This window comes from Bhargavaea sp. CC-171006, from assembly GCF_009761675.1.
Lineage (GTDB): Bacteria > Bacillota > Bacilli > Bacillales_A > Planococcaceae > Bhargavaea > Bhargavaea changchunensis.
In genome coordinates this window covers 101,638-118,690 of record NZ_QUZH01000006.1, presented here as the reverse complement: position 1 = coordinate 118,690, position 17,053 = coordinate 101,638, and the positions used below count along the sequence as shown (strand labels likewise).

The window sequence follows — 17,053 nt, the reverse complement described above, 5'->3', positions numbered from 1 at the left end:
CAGATGACATCCATGCAAAAAAGCGCCCCGTAATAGGACGCTTTCCATAATCGGCACTTAGCGGTTTTTCCCTTTGATGACGGCATTTGCAATGCTTGCCGCCAGGCCTCCCCAAATGATCAGGATGCCGAGGATCATCATGAATATTGCGGATCCGCTCATGTTCCTTCCCCCTTACGTTTCGTCTCTGTCATATGGTTCTAGTGCGCGGCTGTTCCACTTGATCATGGTGAACACGATGCCGAGGACAAGTGCGGCGATGGCCACCGACCAGCCCGCGCCCATGATGAAGGCATCCGAGTATCCTTCATAGTTGCCGGTTTCTCCATCAAACCGCTTCCCGAGGTTCGTCCGGAACAGATCGAACATCATGTAGCCAAGGACGATCGGCGTGATGAACATCAGAGAGAATTTCCACCAGCCGCCGATGCGGATGTCTGACATCGGATCGGCATGCGCCTTGAACAAGTCAAGCTTGCGGAAAATCCAGGCCACTGCGATGACTTCGACCAGACCGATGAAGGCGACGCCAAACTGGTTGATGAAATAGTCGACCACATCGAGGAAGTAAAGGCCCCCGCGTGTCGTAAACAGGAGCGAGATCAGTGAGGCAAGACCAGCACCAAAGATGACCGCTTTATTCCTGGAAATGCCCAGCTTCTCGGAAAGTCCTGCCACATACGTCTCACAAATGGAGATCAGCGATGTAAGCCCTGCCAGAACGAGAGACAGGAAGAACAGGACGCCGAACAGTGCGTTCATCCCCGGAAACTCGTTGATGATCTGCGGGAATACCGCAAAGGCGAGCCCGACTCCTGCAGTTGCCACCTCATCCACCGGGACGTTGCTCTGCACCGCCATGAACCCCAGGGCGGCGAAGACACCGATCCCCGCGAGAAGTTCAAAGCCGGAGTTCGCAAAGCCTGTGATGAAGGCGTTGTTGGTAATATCAGATTTTCTTGGCAGATAGCTCGAGTAAGTGATCATGATCGCGAAAGCAATTGAGAGACTGAAGAAGATATGGCCGTAGGCGGCTACCCAGACGGTTCCATTCGCCAGCTGGCTGAGGTCCGGCTTGAAGAATGCTTCGAGCCCGGTCAATGCGCCAGGAAGCGTGACGGCACGGATGACAATGAGCAGGAAGACAATGACGAGCGCCGGAATGAAGATCCGGTTGGCGAGCTCAATCCCTTTCTTGACCCCCGCGAACAGAATTCCGAAAACGATGACCCATACGAGAATATGCGGAATGAGCACACCCGGAACAAAGCCGCCGACCTGTCCCGGTACATCAGCCAGGTTCAGAACATCACCGAACAGGAAGCCCTGGGTGTCATCTCCCCACTGAAGGTTAAACGAATACACCGTGTATTTCATCGCCCATGCGATGATGACCGAATAATAGGTGGAGATCACGAATGCGACAAAGACTCCCCACCATCCCAGCCATTCGGCCTTTTTCCCTTCCATCCTGAAGAAGGAAAGCGGTGCCGATCCGCGGTACTTCTGCCCGATTGTGAATTCCATGATCAGAATCGGGATTCCGGCAGTAAGAAGCGCGAATAAATACGGAATGAAAAATGCCCCGCCGCCATTTTCATAGGCGACATAAGGAAAACGCCAGATGTTCCCCAGGCCGATTGCGGACCCCACCGCAGCCAAGATAAAGCCGGCCCTTGTCCCCCATTGTGAACGCTGTTCCATATTGATCCCCCTTGATGTCTCTCCCCGGTTATCCCCCACATTTTTAATAAACGGGAAGATTTATTTTATTCAGACTTCTTTAACTCTATTGTAAGTATAACGACCCCCAAATATGAAGTCAAAGTCTTTTTTCTTTTTCGACAAGTTTTGAAGATACAACAAAAGACAGGGTTTTACCCTGTCTTTTGTCTCAGTTCTCGGTATTTCCATGCATAGCCGGAGTTGCCGTACGTCCTTTCATCATCCAAATGACAATAACCGTTGCCAGAAGGAGCGCTACAGTTGCAAGGCCGGCAACAAGAGAACCTGTTAACCCCATCACCACATATCCGATTGCCGCAAACACTGCGCTTACAAGTGCATACGGAAGTTGTGTGGAAACATGATCGATATGGTTTGAACCCGCCCCTGTCGAAGACATGATTGTAGAATCAGATATCGGTGAACAGTGGTCTCCGAACACCGCACCGCCAAGAACGGCTGCAAGGGATGCAATCAGCATCTCAGGCGCCGCATTCAGCATGATTTCACCCGCAATCGGGAGGAGGATACCGAACGAGCCCCAGGAAGTCCCTGTAGAAAAGGCCATTATTCCTGCCAGGATAAACATGATTGCCGGCAGAAGTTCAGTTGGAATGTTGGCGCTCTCCACCACTTGCGAGAGGAATGCACCTGTTTCAAGCTCACCGATCAGATACGTAAGTGCCCATGCGAGAACGAGGATGGATACCGCCGGCATCATCGCCCTGACTCCGCTGATGAATGCCGGGAGGATAAAGCGCGACTTCTGATAATCCGCTTTGCCCGGCTGGGTCATATAGAGAATAAAAGCAATCGCCACACCTGCAAGTCCGCCCGCAAGAAGCGACAGTGGAACATCGGTCATCTCAAAGATGGTCCAGATATCCGCCCGGCCGTATTCGGCCATGCTCCCCCGATAGCCCGTCAGCATCATTGTGCCAAAGGTGACGGCGACGAGTGTGACAATCGGCAGGACAAGGTCGATGACACGGCCATTGTTGTGGACAGGGAATTCTTCCTTGAGTTCACCCGGCACTTCCTTATTCGGATCAAACAATTCACCTTTTTCAATCGCCCTGCGCTCATGTTTGCGCATCTCCCCGAAGTCAAAGTTGGTGAGTGCCGCGAAGAGCACAAAGACCAGAGTGGAGAGTACATAGAAGTTCATCGGGATCATGAGCAGGAATGCCTCGAGCGCAGAATAAGAAACAACCGATGCACCCGCCAGGATTGTTCCGATGACTCCGATCAGGTAAGCACCCCAACTGGAGATCGGGGCAATCGCACAAATCGGTGCCGAAGTCGAGTCGATGAAATATGCCAGTTTGGCGCGTGAAATCTTGTGGCTATCCGTAACGGGACGAGCAATCTGTCCGACGGCAAGAGCATTAAAGTAATCATCGACGAAAATCAGGATTCCGAGAAATACCGGAAGCAATCTGGCCCCCCGCCGGGTCCGGATACGCTTTGTTGCCCATTCTGCAAATGCACGGCTCCCTCCGGAAAGGCTCACAAATGCTGTAAGAACGCCAAGCAAGATGACAAACAGCATAATGAAAATGTTATATGTGTTCAGGCCGCCGTCCCAGAAAGTGATCGTAAGCGCCGTCCAGAACGCTTTGATCGATTCCAGCGGGCTGAATGAGGCCACGATCAATGCCCCTGCAATAATACCTGTGCCGAGTGAGAGAAGTACACGTTTCGTGATCAGTACCATGACGATGGCGATAATCGGCGGCAGGATCGAGAATATAGTACCTGACATTTTGATTCCTCCATTTTTTTTGAAGGGGTAAAAGCTTTTCCGCAAAAGCAAAAACAGCCGGCACCCTGCGCTGTTGGCGCAAAGGGAAGCCGGCCGTCCACTACGTTCGTCAGTTGAAATAACTCATTACAACGTACGATCTGTAGCTCTCCATGCAGATCTTCCCGCATGACAGTGCCATCCCTGTTCGGAATGGCCCCAGCGGACCTTCACTGACTGCTCCGGTCCACTTCGGCAATGCTTCCTTTTACGCACGGTCATCGTTGTCAACTCACGTGTGCTACTCATAAGCGATTGCGGCCTCTACCCAATCGATTCTATTCATACCATGTCACCGATTATAATAGATGACCCTGCCGATTGCAATAGCAACTTATTCCTCAGGAAGCGGGATCGGCACCTCGATCGACGGCGGATCCACATTCTCCCCTTTGTTGAAGATATGCGGCACCTGCCCCTGAACGAGCCCGATGGCAATCGGGATCCGTTGCTCGACTCTCGATTGCTTGGACGCAAATGGCACGATGATTTGAACATTCACCTGGATGATCGCATCCACTTGAACAAGTGCATTGTTGATGCCAAACTCACGGATTTCTGTTTTCGGGTTGGCATGTACGTCACCGATCACATGGAATCGGATCGGTATCTTCGGCCCCAGATTCCCTAAAATAGGCATGCCGATCGCCTGCCCGAGCGGCACGAAAAACACAATCCCGTCCCTGTCCTTCATTGTCTCCACATCGTACTCGATGTTCTCGAGCTTCGGCAACGTGTTCAGTTCTCCCGCTTCTGCCATTTCCAGATGATCCGAAACCAGTCGGTGGGTTTCTGCAATAAACCGGTTGATGATTTCCGTGTTTAATTTTGCCGTCACCACTTCCGATTGTTCAGACGGAACGTATTCAATAATGTCGTTTATGTCGAGCACATTGGCAGTCCGGGCATCAATCGCCTTCGCAATGACCTCGGATGCGATTTTCTGGGTCTGCACTTCCGCGTATTGCGTGAGCGCCGGTCCAAGACGAGCATTGGTGAAATAGAAAAATCCCGCCATCAGGATGAGTCCGACCGGGAGGAGAAGCGGCAGGAGCCTCCTCTTTCCCGACCTGGATCGCAGCCTCCTCCTGCGCGCATAAGGAAACTTCAATAAATAATCCCCCTGCCCCATCTTACGGGGAGAGGGATCAATTTATGAGGACGGGGTTCCAAACTTCCGGATGGCATATCCGGCGAGGACGTCCCTGATCAATTCCGGCATGAAGTATTCTTTCCTGGCCTGCTTGAATGCCGGGAAAAAGAACCCATATGTGAACAGATCCAACGTTGCAAGCATGTACATGCGGTCCGAATCCGCCGGACTTCCTGATATATACAGCTTTCCGTCCTTTCCGCGGCCGATTCCTTGATGGATCATCGCCCCCATCTTCTCGCCCCGGAACCCCAGGCCTTTGAGCCGGATGTCCGGCCATTCGGGATTCAGACTCAGATCATACGCCTCTTCAAGTTCTGCGCCTGACAGCGTGATGACACAGGGGTTGATCGGATGCGGCAGCAGCCTGTGCAGGTCCATGCCGGAAATGGGACCTTCAGGCAGTCCTCCGAGCAAGATGCCCGAGTTGAACATGGCGCAGTCGGCGCCTGTGTGGAAAAGGAGGGCGTCGGCAAACAGATCGGAAAGCGGCGTCGGACCGTCCCAGCCCCCCTTCAATTCAGTTGGATTCAAAAACACGGTTGCCGACAGGAGATCCGCCGCCTTCTCCCTTAACTGCCGGTCATAGCCCGTATCGTCATCGGGTTTGGGAAGGGTCTCCGTATCATGGACCTCGGCACGGGCTTGTACGACCCGGCCTTCAGCATGGTCGAATGTCAGTGTAACCTCACCGATGTACTGCCCCCACTTGCCGGCAGCGGCGATCAGCGTGCCGCCAACTTCCCTGCCGTCCGGATACAGGTGATGGGTATGTCCGCCGAGGATGACATCGATCCGGCCTTCCGTGTGATCCGCAAGCCGGTCGTCTTCCGAAGACCCCATATGCGAGAGGCAGACCAGAATGTCCGACTGTCTGCTGACTCGGGGCGCTGCCGCCTCAAGTGCTGAGCGCGGACCGGTCACCTTCCATCCCATTCGTTCATAGGACGTGCTGAAATCGGCAGTCGCGGCAATCAGCCCGATGCGGATGCCGGAGCGGGTCGTCAGATAGGCGTCAGGAACCATCCAGCCGGGCCGGTTTCCGTCTTCCATGAAAAGATTGTCCAGAACGACAGGAAATTCCGCTTCCCCGTAAAGATCAGTGAGTTCTTCAGGTGAAAGGGTGATGCCCTCATTGTTGCCGATCGTGACGGCATCATAGCCGATTTCATTCAGCATGATGACATTCCCTTTCCCCCTCGTGGCATCCGTATAGGGATGGGAACGGTCGATATGGTCACCAATATCAAACAGATAGCAGGCTTCTCCCTGTTCCTTATGGAGCGCCTTGCGCTTCATTAGGAAATCCCGGATTCTCGGCCACCTTTCAAAATGGCTGTGAAGGTCATTCGTATGGTAAATGTGAATGGTTTCTTTCAACGTGCAATCAGCCCCAGATTCCTTCATAGATGGACCGGATCCCCGTGATCAGGAGAATGATCCGGAGTGCGGTCACAAGTGCTTCAGAGTTCAGCCGTTTGTTCAGGGCCGCTCCGACTTTCGCCCCTATGTATGCAGCCGGCACGACTGGGAGCGTATAAAGCCACGGGACATTGCCGAGTGAGATATGGCTGGCCGCATTGACGATGGCGGACAGGAAGACCATGAACATCGACGTGCCCACGGCAACATGCGGCGGAAACAGGAACAGCAGAATCATCGCGGGAACGATGATCGAGCCTCCGCCGATCCCGAAGAGCCCCGAAGCAAAGCCGACACCGAATGTCAGCATGACCGCAAACCAGACGGGATACCCGTATTTATGGACAGTCCCTTCCGAATCCCGGAAAGTGAGCGCCCTGCCATGCTCGACAAACCATCGTACCGGTTTCAGGTGCTTTCTCACGAGCAGGAGCACGGACAGAAAGATGAGCAGGATGCCGAAATACAGATTAAACGAAGGCAAATCCAGCCCTTTGTTAACGTAGGCACCCAGAATCGTTCCGGGGATGCTTCCCGCGAAAAAGATCAGTCCGCTCCGGTAATCCACCGTCTTCGACTTCATATAGGAGAGCGTTGAAGACAGACCGATGAAAATCATCATGATGACGGACAGGCCGACGATCCTCTGCGGGGTCAAACCCGGCACCCAGCCGAGTGTGATGCCGAAATAAAGGGCTGCCGGCACGAGGATCACACCGCCTCCGAGGCCGACCAAAGCGCCGACGATGCCGGCGAACAGCCCCGTTATTGCAAGAATAACAAACTCCATCAGAGGTCCTCCCCGCCGAACAGATCCAGTTGCTGAGCGCCTGGCCGGTCCGTTTCAATCCCCGCGATTCCCATGAAGCGCTTGGCATTTTCAGCGGCATGTCCGCCCGAGTTGTTGTTGAAGACGACATAGACATCCTCTGAAGCGATGCCGGATATCTCTTCGGCCAGTCCTGCCAGTTCGCTATCATTGTAATCATACAGGTAGCGGACTTCCCGCCATTTTTTGTCGTCACGCCCGTTGGATTTCCACCCGGCCGTGTTGCGTCCGTGCAGACGGACAAGCGTTTTGTCCTCTCGGGTGGCTGCCGGTACGAAGGGAACGCTTCCGTCTCCCGCCTGAGGCTCGTCACACACCGAATGGATGAATTCTTGCTCCCGCAGGAATTCCAGAGTGCCTTCCCGGTACTTTTCCGAGTACCAGGACTGATGCCGGAACTCGACGGCCACGTCCAGCCCTTCGAGATACTCCCTCATCTTCCTCAGCACCCCGACATTGTCTTTGGTGCAGTCGAACCAAGGCGGGTATTGGGCAAGGATCATCGGCAGCTTGCCGGCTTCGAGCATCGGCCCGACCGAAAGCCGGAAAAGCCGGAACATCTCTTCTTCCGATTCATAGGGGAGACGCCCTCTGTGGTGTCCCGTCATGCCCTGATACGCCTTGATGATAAAACCGAAATCGTCCGGCGTCTCGCCGATCCATTTCCGGATATTCCGTTCCGACTGGATCGCGTAAAAGGTTGAATCCAATTCAACAACCTTGAAATGGCCGCTGTAGTCTTGCAGCTTCTCCGTTTTCTTGGAAGTGGGGCTGTAAACATCCGGGTGGTCGCCCCATCCGGTCAGGCCAACCCTGATCATGGGCCTCCCTCTCCCTTCATCCTATTTCCATATGATTCATCTTATCACAATACCCGCATCAGAGACCCGGAAAGCCCATGCTGCACGGTATAGTCAATGAGAATAAAGGGCAGTGCAACACTGCCCCTACTTTGTGAAAGCCAGCTCTTCATCACAACATCGTACCGCCCGATAGACGGACCACGTCACTCAAATACGGGGCTGGACACTTTGGGGATGAACCCCGACATTTGAACCCATTCAAAACTCCTGATAAACCGCCGGATCCTGATCGTCGATGCGGCCGTCACGGCGGCTAAGAGAATCGACTTTCTCCATGTCCTCCGAAGACAATTCAAAATCGAAAATCGACATGTTTTCCCGCTGCCTGTCAGGATGCGCGGATCGTGGTATAGAGATCACTCCATGCTGATAATGCCAGCGCAATACAATTTGCGCGGGGGTTTTCCCATACTTCTCCGATAGCTCAATGATGACAGGCTCACTCAAGACGCCGCGTCCCCGGAACAACGGGCTCCATGCTTCCGTAATGATTCCCCGCTCTTCATGCCATTTTCGCTGCTCAGCCTGATTAAAGAACGGATGCATCTCGATCTGATTGATGACCGGCAGCTCCCCTGTCTCCTTCTCCAGCTGCTCCATATGTTCCGGCAGGAAGTTGCTGACGCCGATTGAGCGGATAAGCCCTCTTTTTTTCGCTTCTATCATGGCCTGCCAGGCTTCCACGTACTTGCCTTCCTTCGGGTTCGGCCAGTGAATCAGGTACAGGTCGAAATGATCCAGACTGGTACGGAATAGCGATTCCTCGATGGCTTTCAGCGCCTCTTTGTAATCATGATAACGTCCCGGCAGCTTGGACGTAACGATCAGTTCTTCCCTGCTGACCCGGCTTTTCCTGATCGACTCTCCAAGTGTCCCTTCGTTCTCGTAATTATAGGCGGAATCCAGCAGCCGGTAGCCGTTATTGATTGCAGACTGAAATGATGCAACCGCTTCGCTGCCTTTCAGGAATACAGTGCCATAGCCCATTGCAGGCAGGTTTTGACCATCTTTCAGCTCAACATAAGGAATGTCCAATTGGTCTCTCTCCCTTCTATTATTGAGTACCACAAGCAACCTGCAGCTAAGCCAATGAGGATAAAGTCATAGTCCTGGTCAGAAAAGCCGATTGACAAAATTCACCCGAAAAATTAATATTCAAATATAAGTAATTTAAATATTATTTATGCTCTTAATCTTGAACTCTAGTTCGGTTGAAGGAAGATGTTCGTTATTGAGAGTATTCATCAAAAAATCGGACAAAGACCGGAGTATCGCGTTCTTCTGTCCTTTTTTTGTTCATCGGAGTTTTTGGGGAGGGGAATGAATATGCAGGAACAGACATTGGAAAGAGGTTTAAAAAACAGACACGTACAACTGATTGCCATCGGGGGAGCCATCGGTACAGGGTTATTCCTTGGAGCGGGAAAGTCCATCCATTTGGCGGGGCCATCAATTTTACTATCTTATCTGATCACAGGCGTTATTTTATTTCTGATTATGCGTGCGCTTGGCGAACTCCTGATGAGTAATTTGGAGTATCACTCTTTTGTGGACTTTGTTAAGGATTATTTCGGAGAAATGGCAGCGTTCATTACCGGATGGACCTATTGGTTCTGTTGGATCTGCATTGCCATGGCTGACCTGACCGCCATCGGAATCTATTCGCAGTATTGGTTTCCCGGGATCCCCCAATGGATGCCCGGACTCATCGCACTCGTCGTCTTGCTTCTCATGAACCTGGCGACCGTGAAGCTTTTCGGAGAAATGGAATTTTGGTTTGCCCTGATCAAAATCATCGCGATCATCGGCCTGATCGTGGTCGGTATTTTCATGATCATGAAAGGTTTTTCCACCGATTCAGGAACGGCCGCATTCTCAAATATCTGGAATAACGGCGGATTGTTCCCGAACGGCATCAACGGCTTTATCCTGTCATTCCAGATGGTCGTATTCGCCTTTGTCGGGATTGAACTTGTCGGACTCACAGCCGGAGAAACGGAAAACCCGGAAAAAGTGCTTCCAAAGGCGATCAACAGCATCCCGATCCGGATCCTGATTTTCTATATCGGTGCCCTCTTCGTCATCATGAGTGTCTATCCTTGGGACGCCATTAATCCTGCAGCAAGCCCGTTTGTCCAAGTGTTTGTCGCAGTCGGTATTGCAGCTGCTGCCGCAATCGTCAATTTTGTCGTTCTGACTTCAGCGGCCTCGGCCTGCAACAGTGCCATTTTCAGTACAAGCCGGATGCTGTTTTCCCTGGCCAAGGAAAAAGATGCGCCGGAGCAGTTCGCCAATCTGGACCGGCGCAAAGTGCCATCCCGTGCCTTGTTCTTCTCGGCAGGTGTGATCCTGATTTCCGTTATCTTGAACTACGTCATGCCTGAAGGGGTGTTCACCCTGATCACGAGCATTTCCACCGTCTGCTTTATTTTCATTTGGGGAATCACCGTTCTCAGTCATCTGAAATATCGCAAAACCAGACCTGAATTGGCCAAGGCGAACAAATTCAAGATGCCGCTTTACCCGTTTGCCAACTATCTGATCCTCGCTTTCCTGGCATTCGTGCTGGTTGTGCTCGCGATTGCGGAAGATACGCGCATTTCCCTTATGGTGACACCTGTCTGGTTTATCATGCTCGCCGTGATCTATAAAACCCGCATCTCCAAGAGAATTGAAGTGGTTCAGGTTGATGAGCATGAGCCGGTCAAATATTGAAAACCATCAATCTCCAGATCGCTATCCATATTGTTCGTGAAGTACCAAAACCCTTGCCGCTGTTAAAGGCAAGGGTTTTTAGTATTGATTCAGCCAAGTTTTTTCGGTTAATGCAAGAGACACTATTTCGGTTGGCGTTTTTTATACTGAGCTTTGATCTTTCTGAGCTCAAGCCGCGGTTGGCCATCTATGAATCGTTATGTCCTTACTAGGCATCCATACAGTCATATATAGGTATTGACCCACATAAAGTAATACTTCATGTTGATCTAAAGAAATCAAGGACATTGATTTTAAATATTGGGGGATTGTCTATGTCCGTTTTTGATCCACAGAAATTATCCGTCAAGCTCATTCCACCTGCCACTTTCGCTCAGCCGGTTGAAGGAAGAAAATATACTCTCACGCATTCAGATATTACAGCAGAATTATTTTTGGATATTGGATATGTGTACAACTGTAAATCCATTAACCCCAAAATGCGTGATGAAGTATTGGCTGAATGGAAAATAGATTCACATGGCTGTCTAAACTTGATCGGAAAAGCGCATGTAGATGGCGGAGAGTTCAGTCAGAAAATTGCAGACACCCGTTTTAAAATATTTAAAAAAGAAATGGCTACAGCACTTAATGGGATTGTCTATGGTGATCGTCAATTCTACGTACACTATCCCTTCCTCGTCGATGCCCCCATCTTTATCCATTACTTATCCATTTATCCGCAATATAGGCAGGTTGCTTTTTATGGCACTCCACGCCAGTATATGAACCAAACGATCAAACAACCCTAAAATTGACGGATCTTATCCTGATATCACTAAAAAAAGAAGGCGAACTATAAAAGTTCGCCTCCTACATCAGAAGATAAAATCAAATCGGCACGCCGACAATTTTATATTTTTTAACCGATTGAACCTTCCATCTCGAACTTGATGAGGCGGTTCATTTCGACCGCGTATTCCATCGGAAGTTCTTTTGTGAATGGCTCGATGAAGCCCATGACGATCATTTCCGTCGCTTCTTCTTCGGAGATGCCGCGGCTCATGAGGTAGAAGAGCTGCTCTTCGGATACCTTCGAGACTTTCGCTTCGTGCTCGAGCGAGATATTGTCGTTCAGGATCTCGTTGTACGGGATCGTGTCGGACGTGGACTGGTTGTCCATGATGAGCGTATCACACTCGATGTTGGCACGCGCACCGTGTGCCTTGCGGCCGAAGTGCACGATTCCGCGGTACGAAACCTTGCCGCCCTGTTTCGAAATCGACTTGGAGACGATCGTCGAGGACGTGTTAGGTGCGAGGTGCATCATCTTCGCGCCCGCATCCTGGTGCTGGCCTTTGCCTGCAAGTGCGATGGACAGCGTCATGCCGCGTGCGCCTTCGCCCTTGAGGAGGACAGCAGGGTATTTCATCGTCAGCTTGGAGCCGATGTTGCCGTCGATCCATTCCATTGTCGCGTTTTCCTCTGCAACCGCGCGCTTAGTGACGAGGTTGTAGACGTTGTTCGCCCAGTTCTGGATGGTCGTGTAGCGGCAGTAGGCGTCTTTCTTGATGATGATCTCAACAACCGCCGAGTGAAGCGAGTTTGTCGTGTAGACAGGAGCAGTGCAGCCCTCTACATAGTGAACGCTCGCGCCTTCATCGACGATGATCAGCGTACGCTCAAACTGCCCCATGTTCTCGGAGTTGATGCGGAAGTAAGCCTGGAGCGGTGTATCCACCTTCACGCCCGGCGGGACATAGATGAACGAGCCGCCCGACCAGACAGCGGAGTTCAGCGCGGAAAACTTGTTGTCCGCAGCCGGAATGACCGTTGCCCAGTACTTCTTGAAGATGTCTTCGTTTTCGCGGAGCGCCGAGTCGGTGTCCTTGAAGACGATTCCCATATCCTCGAGGTCTTCCTTCATGTTGTGGTAGACGACTTCGGACTCGTACTGCGCGGAAACACCCGCGAGGTACTTTTGTTCCGCTTCCGGAATGCCCAGCTTGTCGAACGTGCGCTTGATTTCTTCAGGGACTTCATCCCACGAGCGCTCAGTCGCTTCCGACGGCTTGACGTAGTAAGTGATCTCGTCGAAGTTCAGTTCACTGAGATCGCCGCCCCACACCGGCATCGGCTTTTTGTAGAAGATGTCGAGCGCCTTCAGGCGGTAGTCGAGCATCCATTGAGGCTCTTCTTTCATCCTGGAGATTTCTTCGACAATCTCTCTTGTCAGACCGCGCTTCGAACGGAAAACCGATACGTCTTTGTCGTGGAAGCCGTATTTATAATCGCCGATTTCCGGCATTTTTTTAGCCATTACTGTTCCTCCGTTCAATTTGGATTGACGTCGCTGTCGACGCCTTTTTCCATTGCCTTCCATGCAAGGGTCGCGCATTTAATGCGTGCCGGGAATTGCGAGACGCCGGATAGCGCCTCGATGTCCCCGAGGTCCAGGTCTTCATCCAGTTCCTTCCCGAGCATCATATCGGAAAAGGCTTTGGACATCCTGACTGCATCTTCGACGGATTTCCCTTTGATTGTCTGCGTCATCATCGACGCGGATGCCATTGAGATCGAGCAGCCTTCGCCATCGAACTTCGCGTCCTGCACGATTCCGTCTTCCACCTGCATCGTCAGGTGGATCCGGTCGCCGCAAGTCGGGTTGTTCATGTCGATGGTGAGGCCTCCGTCCGCGATTTCCCCTTTGTTGCGTGGATTCTTATAGTGGTCCATGATGACCCGCCTGTACAGCTGGTCGAGATTAATGGATGACATCAGAGAAATACTCCTTTGCTATGCGGAGCCCATCTGCGAGGCGGTCGACATCTTCTTCCGTGTTGTATACGTAGAAGCTTGCCCGCGCCGTCGCGGTCGCACCCAGACGCTTCATGAGCGGCTGCGCGCAGTGATGGCCGGCACGCACGGCGATCCCGTTCATATCAAGAACCGTCGCGACGTCATGCGGATGCACTCCGTCGAGATTGAAAGTCACAATGCCGGCACGGAGATCCGGGTCTGCTGGCCCGTAGATCGTCAGTCCGTCGATTTCCGACATTTTTTCCATGGCATAGGCCGCTAGATGCTTTTCGTGGCGGTCGATGTTGTCGAGGCCGATTTCCTGAAGGAAGTCGATCGCCGCACCGAGTCCGATTGCGCCTGCGATGATCGGCGTGCCGCCTTCGAATTTCCACGGAAGCTCTTTCCAGGTCGATTCGTACAGGCCGACAAAGTCGATCATCTCACCGCCGAATTCAACCGGCTCCATGTCTTCAAGGAGGGCTTTTTTGCCGTACAGGACACCGATGCCTGTCGGTCCGCACATCTTGTGTCCGGAGAATGCGAAGAAGTCGCAGTCCAGGTCCTGTACATCGACTTTTAGGTGAGGGGCGGCCTGTGCGCCGTCCACCACCATTACAGCCCCGTGACGGTGGGCGATTTCCGCAATTTCCTTGACCGGGTTCTTCGTGCCGAGCACGTTGGACACATACATGACCGAGACGATTTTCGTCTTGTCGGTGATGGTCTCTTCGACTTTATCCAGCGAGAGGGTGCCGTCATCTTCGAGGTCGACGTACTTCAGCGTCGCTCCTGTTTCCTTGGCCAGTTGCTGCCATGGAATGATGTTGGAGTGGTGCTCCATCATCGTGATGACGATCTCGTCCCCTTCCGACACGTTCGCGCGGCCGTAGCTTTGCGCAACCGTATTGATCGAGGTTGTCGTGCCGCGGGTGAAAATCACTTCCTGGACCGACGACGCGTTGATGAAGTCCGCAACTTTCTGGCGCGCACCTTCATATTCGTCTGTCGCCCGGTTGCCCAGTGTGTGGACACCGCGGTGGACGTTGGAGTTGTCGTTTTCGTAGTATCGTTTGATCGCTTCGATCACGACATCCGGCTTTTGTGAAGTGGCTCCGCTGTCGAGATAGACGAGCGGATGGCCATTCACTTGCTGGTCGAGAATCGGGAAGCGTTTTTTGATGTCTTTTGTGATCATCAGCGCACTTTCCTTTCAATAACCTCCGACAGCTGTTTCTTGACGCCTTCGATCGGAAGTTGGGAAACGACAGGTGCCAGGAAGCCGTGGACAATCAGGCGCTCCGCATCAACACGGGAGATGCCCCGGCTCATCAGGTAGTAGAGCTGGAGCGGATCGACACGGCCAACGGAAGCCGCGTGGCCCGCCGTAACGTCGTCCTCGTCAATCAGAAGGATCGGGTTTGCGTCTCCGCGTGCTTTTTCGCTCAGCATGAGCACACGGGATTCCTGAACGGCATCCGATTTCGATGCACCGTGCTCGATCTTGCCGATTCCGTTGAAGATGGTCGATGCTTCATCCTTCATGACGCCGTGCTGGAGGATGTATCCTTCTGCTTCCTTGCCCCAGTGTACCGTCTTGGCTGTGACGTTCTGCTTTTGATCCCCGCGTCCGACCAGGACAGACTTGGAATGGCCGACAGAGCCGTCGCCCACGAGGTGGGTCACGTTCTCGTAGATTGTATCGCAGTCGTTCATCATGCCGATTGCCCATTCGATGGTGGCATCACGGCCGGCAACCCCGCGGCGGTTGATGTAGGATGTAAAGCCTTCAGCTAGCACGTCCACAGCGCCGTAAGTGATTTTCGCCCCGTCTTTCGCAATGACTTCGGAAATGATGTTGACGAGGCCTTTCGAGTCTTTCGAAAGCGACAAATAGTTCTCCACATATGTGAGGGAGCTGTTGTCTTCCGCCACGATGATTGCGTGGTTGAAGAGCGATACATCTTCGCCCTCATGCAGGAACAGGACCTGTACCGGCTCTTTTACTTCTACGCCTTTCGGAACATAGACGAAGACACCGCCGTTCATGAATGCGGTATGCAGTGCGGTCAGCTTGTGCTCGTCCACTTTGACTGCATCATTCATGAAATATTTCTGCAGCAGGTCGGAATGCTCGCGTGCTGCTGTGAAGATGTCGGTCAGGATCACGCCCTGCTCTTTCAGCTCATCCGACAGCTTGAGGTAAGCCGGCGTATTGTTCCGCTGGACGTAAATGTTTTTCTGATTCTCAATATCAATAAGCGCACGGGCCTCCTGCGGAAGCTCCGCAAGGCCTGTCAGCGGTTCATCTTTCGTTGCGTGGACCGGAAATTCGGTGAAGTTCCAGTTTTGGATCTTCGTTTTATCCGGCTTCGGCAGCTGGAGTGTTTCAGCAAGTTGATAGGCTTCGGAGCGTTTTGCCGCGAGCCATTCCGGTTCGCGGTTCGATTCCGAATAGGAACGCACGTCCTCGCCGGTCAATGCCAATTTCGTTTCAACCGTCATTTCGTTCGTCCCCTTCCGTTATGCTTCTTGTCCAACAGTTTCATCTTCGATGCCGAGCTCTTCCTTGATCCAGTCATAGCCCTGTGCCTCAAGCTTCTGGGCAAGTTCCGGACCGCCGGATTTGACGACACGGCCCTGCATCATCACATGGACCTTGTCCGGCGTGATGTAGTTGAGGAGACGCTGATAGTGAGTGATGATCAGGCACCCGAAGTTTTCGCCGCGCATTTCGTTGACGCCCTTGGAAACAACTTTCAGCGCATCGATGTCAAGACCGGAGTCAATTTCGTCTAGGATGGCGAATTTAGGCTTCAGCATCATGAGCTGAAGGATCTCGTTGCGCTTTTTCTCACCGCCGGAGAAGCCTTCGTTCAGGTAGCGCTGTGCCATTTCCTGATTCATTTCGAGCGTTTCCATCTTGCTGTCGAGTTCACGGATGAACTTCATCAGAGAGATTTCTTCGCCCTCTTCACGCTTTGAATTGATTGCGGAACGGAGGAAGTCGGCATTTGTCACACCGGAGATTTCACTTGGATATTGCATAGCGAGGAAGAGGCCCGCCTTGGCACGCTCGTCCACTTCCATTTCAAGGACGTCTTCACCGTCGAGTGTAACTGTACCGGCAGTAACTACATATTTAGGATGCCCCATGATGGCCGATGCGAGAGTGGATTTACCTGTCCCGTTCGGTCCCATGACAGCATGGATTTCATTTGTATTGATTGTCAGGTCGACGCCTTTCAGGATTTCCTTGCCTTCGATTTCGACGTGCAGACCTTTGATTTCGAGAGTAGACATCCGAATACCTCCAGTATGGACGGCTGTGCCATCCTTATTTATCATCATTCTAATCTTAACTGAAACCGGGGACGCTTGCAAATCATTTCGCCGGGTTATGCAGAAAGCCCTTGAAAACGCAGAAACCCTATAATTCAGAGCTTTTTGGTCCTGGCGCGCCATCATTGAAAGTCATTTTCAATTATCAGCTTCCCAATGAGAATGAAAAGCAGGTTAACAAAAGGACCGGCGCTTTAAGCGGCGGTCCTTTTGGGCGGGTTCATTATTATTCGGTCATTGTGTGATGATGGCCACCCGTCTCCGGCCTCATGCCGAAGCTTTGGCTGAGGGCATATTCCCTTTCCCTCTGCTTCTCCACTTCCAGCTGCAGCTTCGGATTCATGCGATAATCCTCATAGCCGATGCCGTGTGTGCTCCGAAAACTTTGTGCCATCCTGTCCGTATACTCGAGCCTCATGGGG

Annotated in this window: 16 protein-coding genes and 1 riboswitch; of the genes, 2 read left to right on the top strand and 14 right to left on the bottom strand. The window is 52.2% G+C overall.

Annotated features, from left to right (window positions below; translation table 11 throughout):
• Positions 1-57: 57 nt before the first annotated feature.
• From DZC51_RS03220 to DZC51_RS03185, 8 genes are all read right to left on the bottom strand, one after another.
• Positions 58-162, bottom strand: coding sequence for a methionine/alanine import family NSS transporter small subunit (locus DZC51_RS03220; protein WP_157293934.1), 105 nt, complete (start codon positions 160-162; stop codon positions 58-60).
• 12 nt (positions 163-174) lie between these two features.
• Positions 175-1,704, bottom strand: a complete 1,530-nt coding sequence (locus DZC51_RS03215; protein WP_157293933.1) for a sodium-dependent transporter — start codon at positions 1,702-1,704, stop codon at positions 175-177.
• Between the two features lie 190 nt (positions 1,705-1,894).
• Positions 1,895-3,490 (bottom strand): Na+/H+ antiporter NhaC family protein, encoded by a 1,596-nt coding sequence (locus DZC51_RS03210; protein WP_157293932.1) that lies wholly within the window; start codon positions 3,488-3,490, stop codon positions 1,895-1,897.
• 135 nt (positions 3,491-3,625) lie between these two features.
• Positions 3,626-3,804, bottom strand: a riboswitch (Lysine riboswitch).
• Between the two features lie 59 nt (positions 3,805-3,863).
• Complete coding sequence (gene yunB, locus DZC51_RS03205) at positions 3,864-4,640, bottom strand: sporulation protein YunB (RefSeq protein WP_232524047.1); 777 nt, start codon at positions 4,638-4,640, stop codon at positions 3,864-3,866.
• Positions 4,641-4,682: 42 nt separating this feature from the next.
• Entirely contained in the window at positions 4,683-6,062 is a 1,380-nt protein-coding gene (locus tag DZC51_RS03200; protein WP_232524046.1) for a bifunctional metallophosphatase/5'-nucleotidase, read from the bottom strand.
• Positions 6,063-6,069: 7 nt separating this feature from the next.
• A complete protein-coding gene (locus DZC51_RS03195) occupies positions 6,070-6,894 on the bottom strand; it encodes a sulfite exporter TauE/SafE family protein (RefSeq protein ID WP_157293929.1) in 825 nt (274 codons plus the stop codon).
• Complete coding sequence (locus tag DZC51_RS03190) at positions 6,894-7,754, bottom strand: DUF72 domain-containing protein (protein WP_157293928.1); 861 nt, start codon at positions 7,752-7,754, stop codon at positions 6,894-6,896. The genes DZC51_RS03195 and DZC51_RS03190 overlap by 1 nt, the downstream gene beginning before the upstream one ends.
• Before the next feature lie 240 nt (positions 7,755-7,994).
• Positions 7,995-8,783 (bottom strand): aldo/keto reductase, encoded by a 789-nt coding sequence (locus DZC51_RS03185; protein ID WP_157293974.1) that lies wholly within the window; start codon positions 8,781-8,783, stop codon positions 7,995-7,997.
• A 339-nt stretch (positions 8,784-9,122) separates the two neighbouring features.
• On the opposite strand from DZC51_RS03185, the gene DZC51_RS03180 reads away from it, so the two are divergent.
• Positions 9,123-10,511, top strand: coding sequence for an amino acid permease (locus DZC51_RS03180; RefSeq protein WP_157293927.1), 1,389 nt, complete (start codon positions 9,123-9,125; stop codon positions 10,509-10,511).
• Between the two features lie 314 nt (positions 10,512-10,825).
• Positions 10,826-11,302, top strand: a complete 477-nt coding sequence (locus tag DZC51_RS03175) for a staygreen family protein (RefSeq protein ID WP_157293926.1) — start codon at positions 10,826-10,828, stop codon at positions 11,300-11,302.
• A 110-nt stretch (positions 11,303-11,412) separates the two neighbouring features.
• On the opposite strand, the gene sufB is transcribed toward DZC51_RS03175, so the two are convergent.
• The 6 genes from sufB to DZC51_RS16405 form a co-directional block, all read right to left on the bottom strand.
• Positions 11,413-12,810, bottom strand: coding sequence for a Fe-S cluster assembly protein SufB (sufB, locus tag DZC51_RS03170; protein WP_157293925.1), 1,398 nt, complete (start codon positions 12,808-12,810; stop codon positions 11,413-11,415).
• 14 nt (positions 12,811-12,824) lie between these two features.
• On the bottom strand, positions 12,825-13,268 hold the full coding sequence (sufU, locus tag DZC51_RS03165; protein WP_157293924.1) for a Fe-S cluster assembly sulfur transfer protein SufU: 444 nt from the start codon (positions 13,266-13,268) through the stop codon (positions 12,825-12,827).
• Complete coding sequence (locus DZC51_RS03160) at positions 13,255-14,487, bottom strand: cysteine desulfurase (protein WP_157293923.1); 1,233 nt, start codon at positions 14,485-14,487, stop codon at positions 13,255-13,257. The genes sufU and DZC51_RS03160 overlap by 14 nt, the downstream gene beginning before the upstream one ends.
• Positions 14,487-15,794, bottom strand: coding sequence for a Fe-S cluster assembly protein SufD (gene sufD / locus DZC51_RS03155; protein ID WP_157293922.1), 1,308 nt, complete (start codon positions 15,792-15,794; stop codon positions 14,487-14,489). The genes DZC51_RS03160 and sufD overlap by 1 nt, the downstream gene beginning before the upstream one ends.
• A gap of 18 nt (positions 15,795-15,812) precedes the next feature.
• The gene (gene sufC, locus DZC51_RS03150; protein ID WP_157293921.1) at positions 15,813-16,592 is read right to left on the bottom strand and encodes a Fe-S cluster assembly ATPase SufC; all 780 of its coding nucleotides are present in this window, start codon (positions 16,590-16,592) and stop codon (positions 15,813-15,815) included.
• Positions 16,593-16,857: 265 nt separating this feature from the next.
• Complete coding sequence (locus tag DZC51_RS16405) at positions 16,858-17,025, bottom strand: YuzK family famiily protein (protein ID WP_376869774.1); 168 nt, start codon at positions 17,023-17,025, stop codon at positions 16,858-16,860.
• Between the last annotated feature and the right edge of the window lie 28 nt (positions 17,026-17,053).

What these genes read in the sequence shown, in the direction of transcription:
- DZC51_RS03220 (WP_157293934.1), bottom strand. Translation starts at nt 162, where the DNA reads ATGAGCGGATCCGCAATATTCATGATGATCCTCGGCATCCTGATCATT.
- DZC51_RS03215 (WP_157293933.1), bottom strand. Translation starts at nt 1,704, where the DNA reads ATGGAACAGCGTTCACAATGGGGGACAAGGGCCGGCTTTATCTTGGCT.
- DZC51_RS03210 (WP_157293932.1), bottom strand. Translation starts at nt 3,490, where the DNA reads ATGTCAGGTACTATATTCTCGATCCTGCCGCCGATTATCGCCATCGTC.
- DZC51_RS03195 (WP_157293929.1), bottom strand. Translation starts at nt 6,894, where the DNA reads ATGGAGTTTGTTATTCTTGCAATAACGGGGCTGTTCGCCGGCATCGTC.
- DZC51_RS03190 (WP_157293928.1), bottom strand. Translation starts at nt 7,754, where the DNA reads ATGATCAGGGTTGGCCTGACCGGATGGGGCGACCACCCGGATGTTTAC.
- DZC51_RS03185 (WP_157293974.1), bottom strand. Translation starts at nt 8,783, where the DNA reads ATGGGCTATGGCACTGTATTCCTGAAAGGCAGCGAAGCGGTTGCATCA.
- DZC51_RS03180 (WP_157293927.1), top strand. Translation starts at nt 9,123, where the DNA reads ATGCAGGAACAGACATTGGAAAGAGGTTTAAAAAACAGACACGTACAA.
- DZC51_RS03175 (WP_157293926.1), top strand. Translation starts at nt 10,826, where the DNA reads ATGTCCGTTTTTGATCCACAGAAATTATCCGTCAAGCTCATTCCACCT.
- sufB (WP_157293925.1), bottom strand. Translation starts at nt 12,810, where the DNA reads ATGGCTAAAAAAATGCCGGAAATCGGCGATTATAAATACGGCTTCCAC.
- sufU (WP_157293924.1), bottom strand. Translation starts at nt 13,268, where the DNA reads ATGTCATCCATTAATCTCGACCAGCTGTACAGGCGGGTCATCATGGAC.
- DZC51_RS03160 (WP_157293923.1), bottom strand. Translation starts at nt 14,487, where the DNA reads ATGATCACAAAAGACATCAAAAAACGCTTCCCGATTCTCGACCAGCAA.
- sufD (WP_157293922.1), bottom strand. Translation starts at nt 15,794, where the DNA reads ATGACGGTTGAAACGAAATTGGCATTGACCGGCGAGGACGTGCGTTCC.
- sufC (WP_157293921.1), bottom strand. Translation starts at nt 16,592, where the DNA reads ATGTCTACTCTCGAAATCAAAGGTCTGCACGTCGAAATCGAAGGCAAG.
- DZC51_RS16405 (WP_376869774.1), bottom strand. Translation starts at nt 17,025, where the DNA reads ATGGCACAAAGTTTTCGGAGCACACACGGCATCGGCTATGAGGATTAT.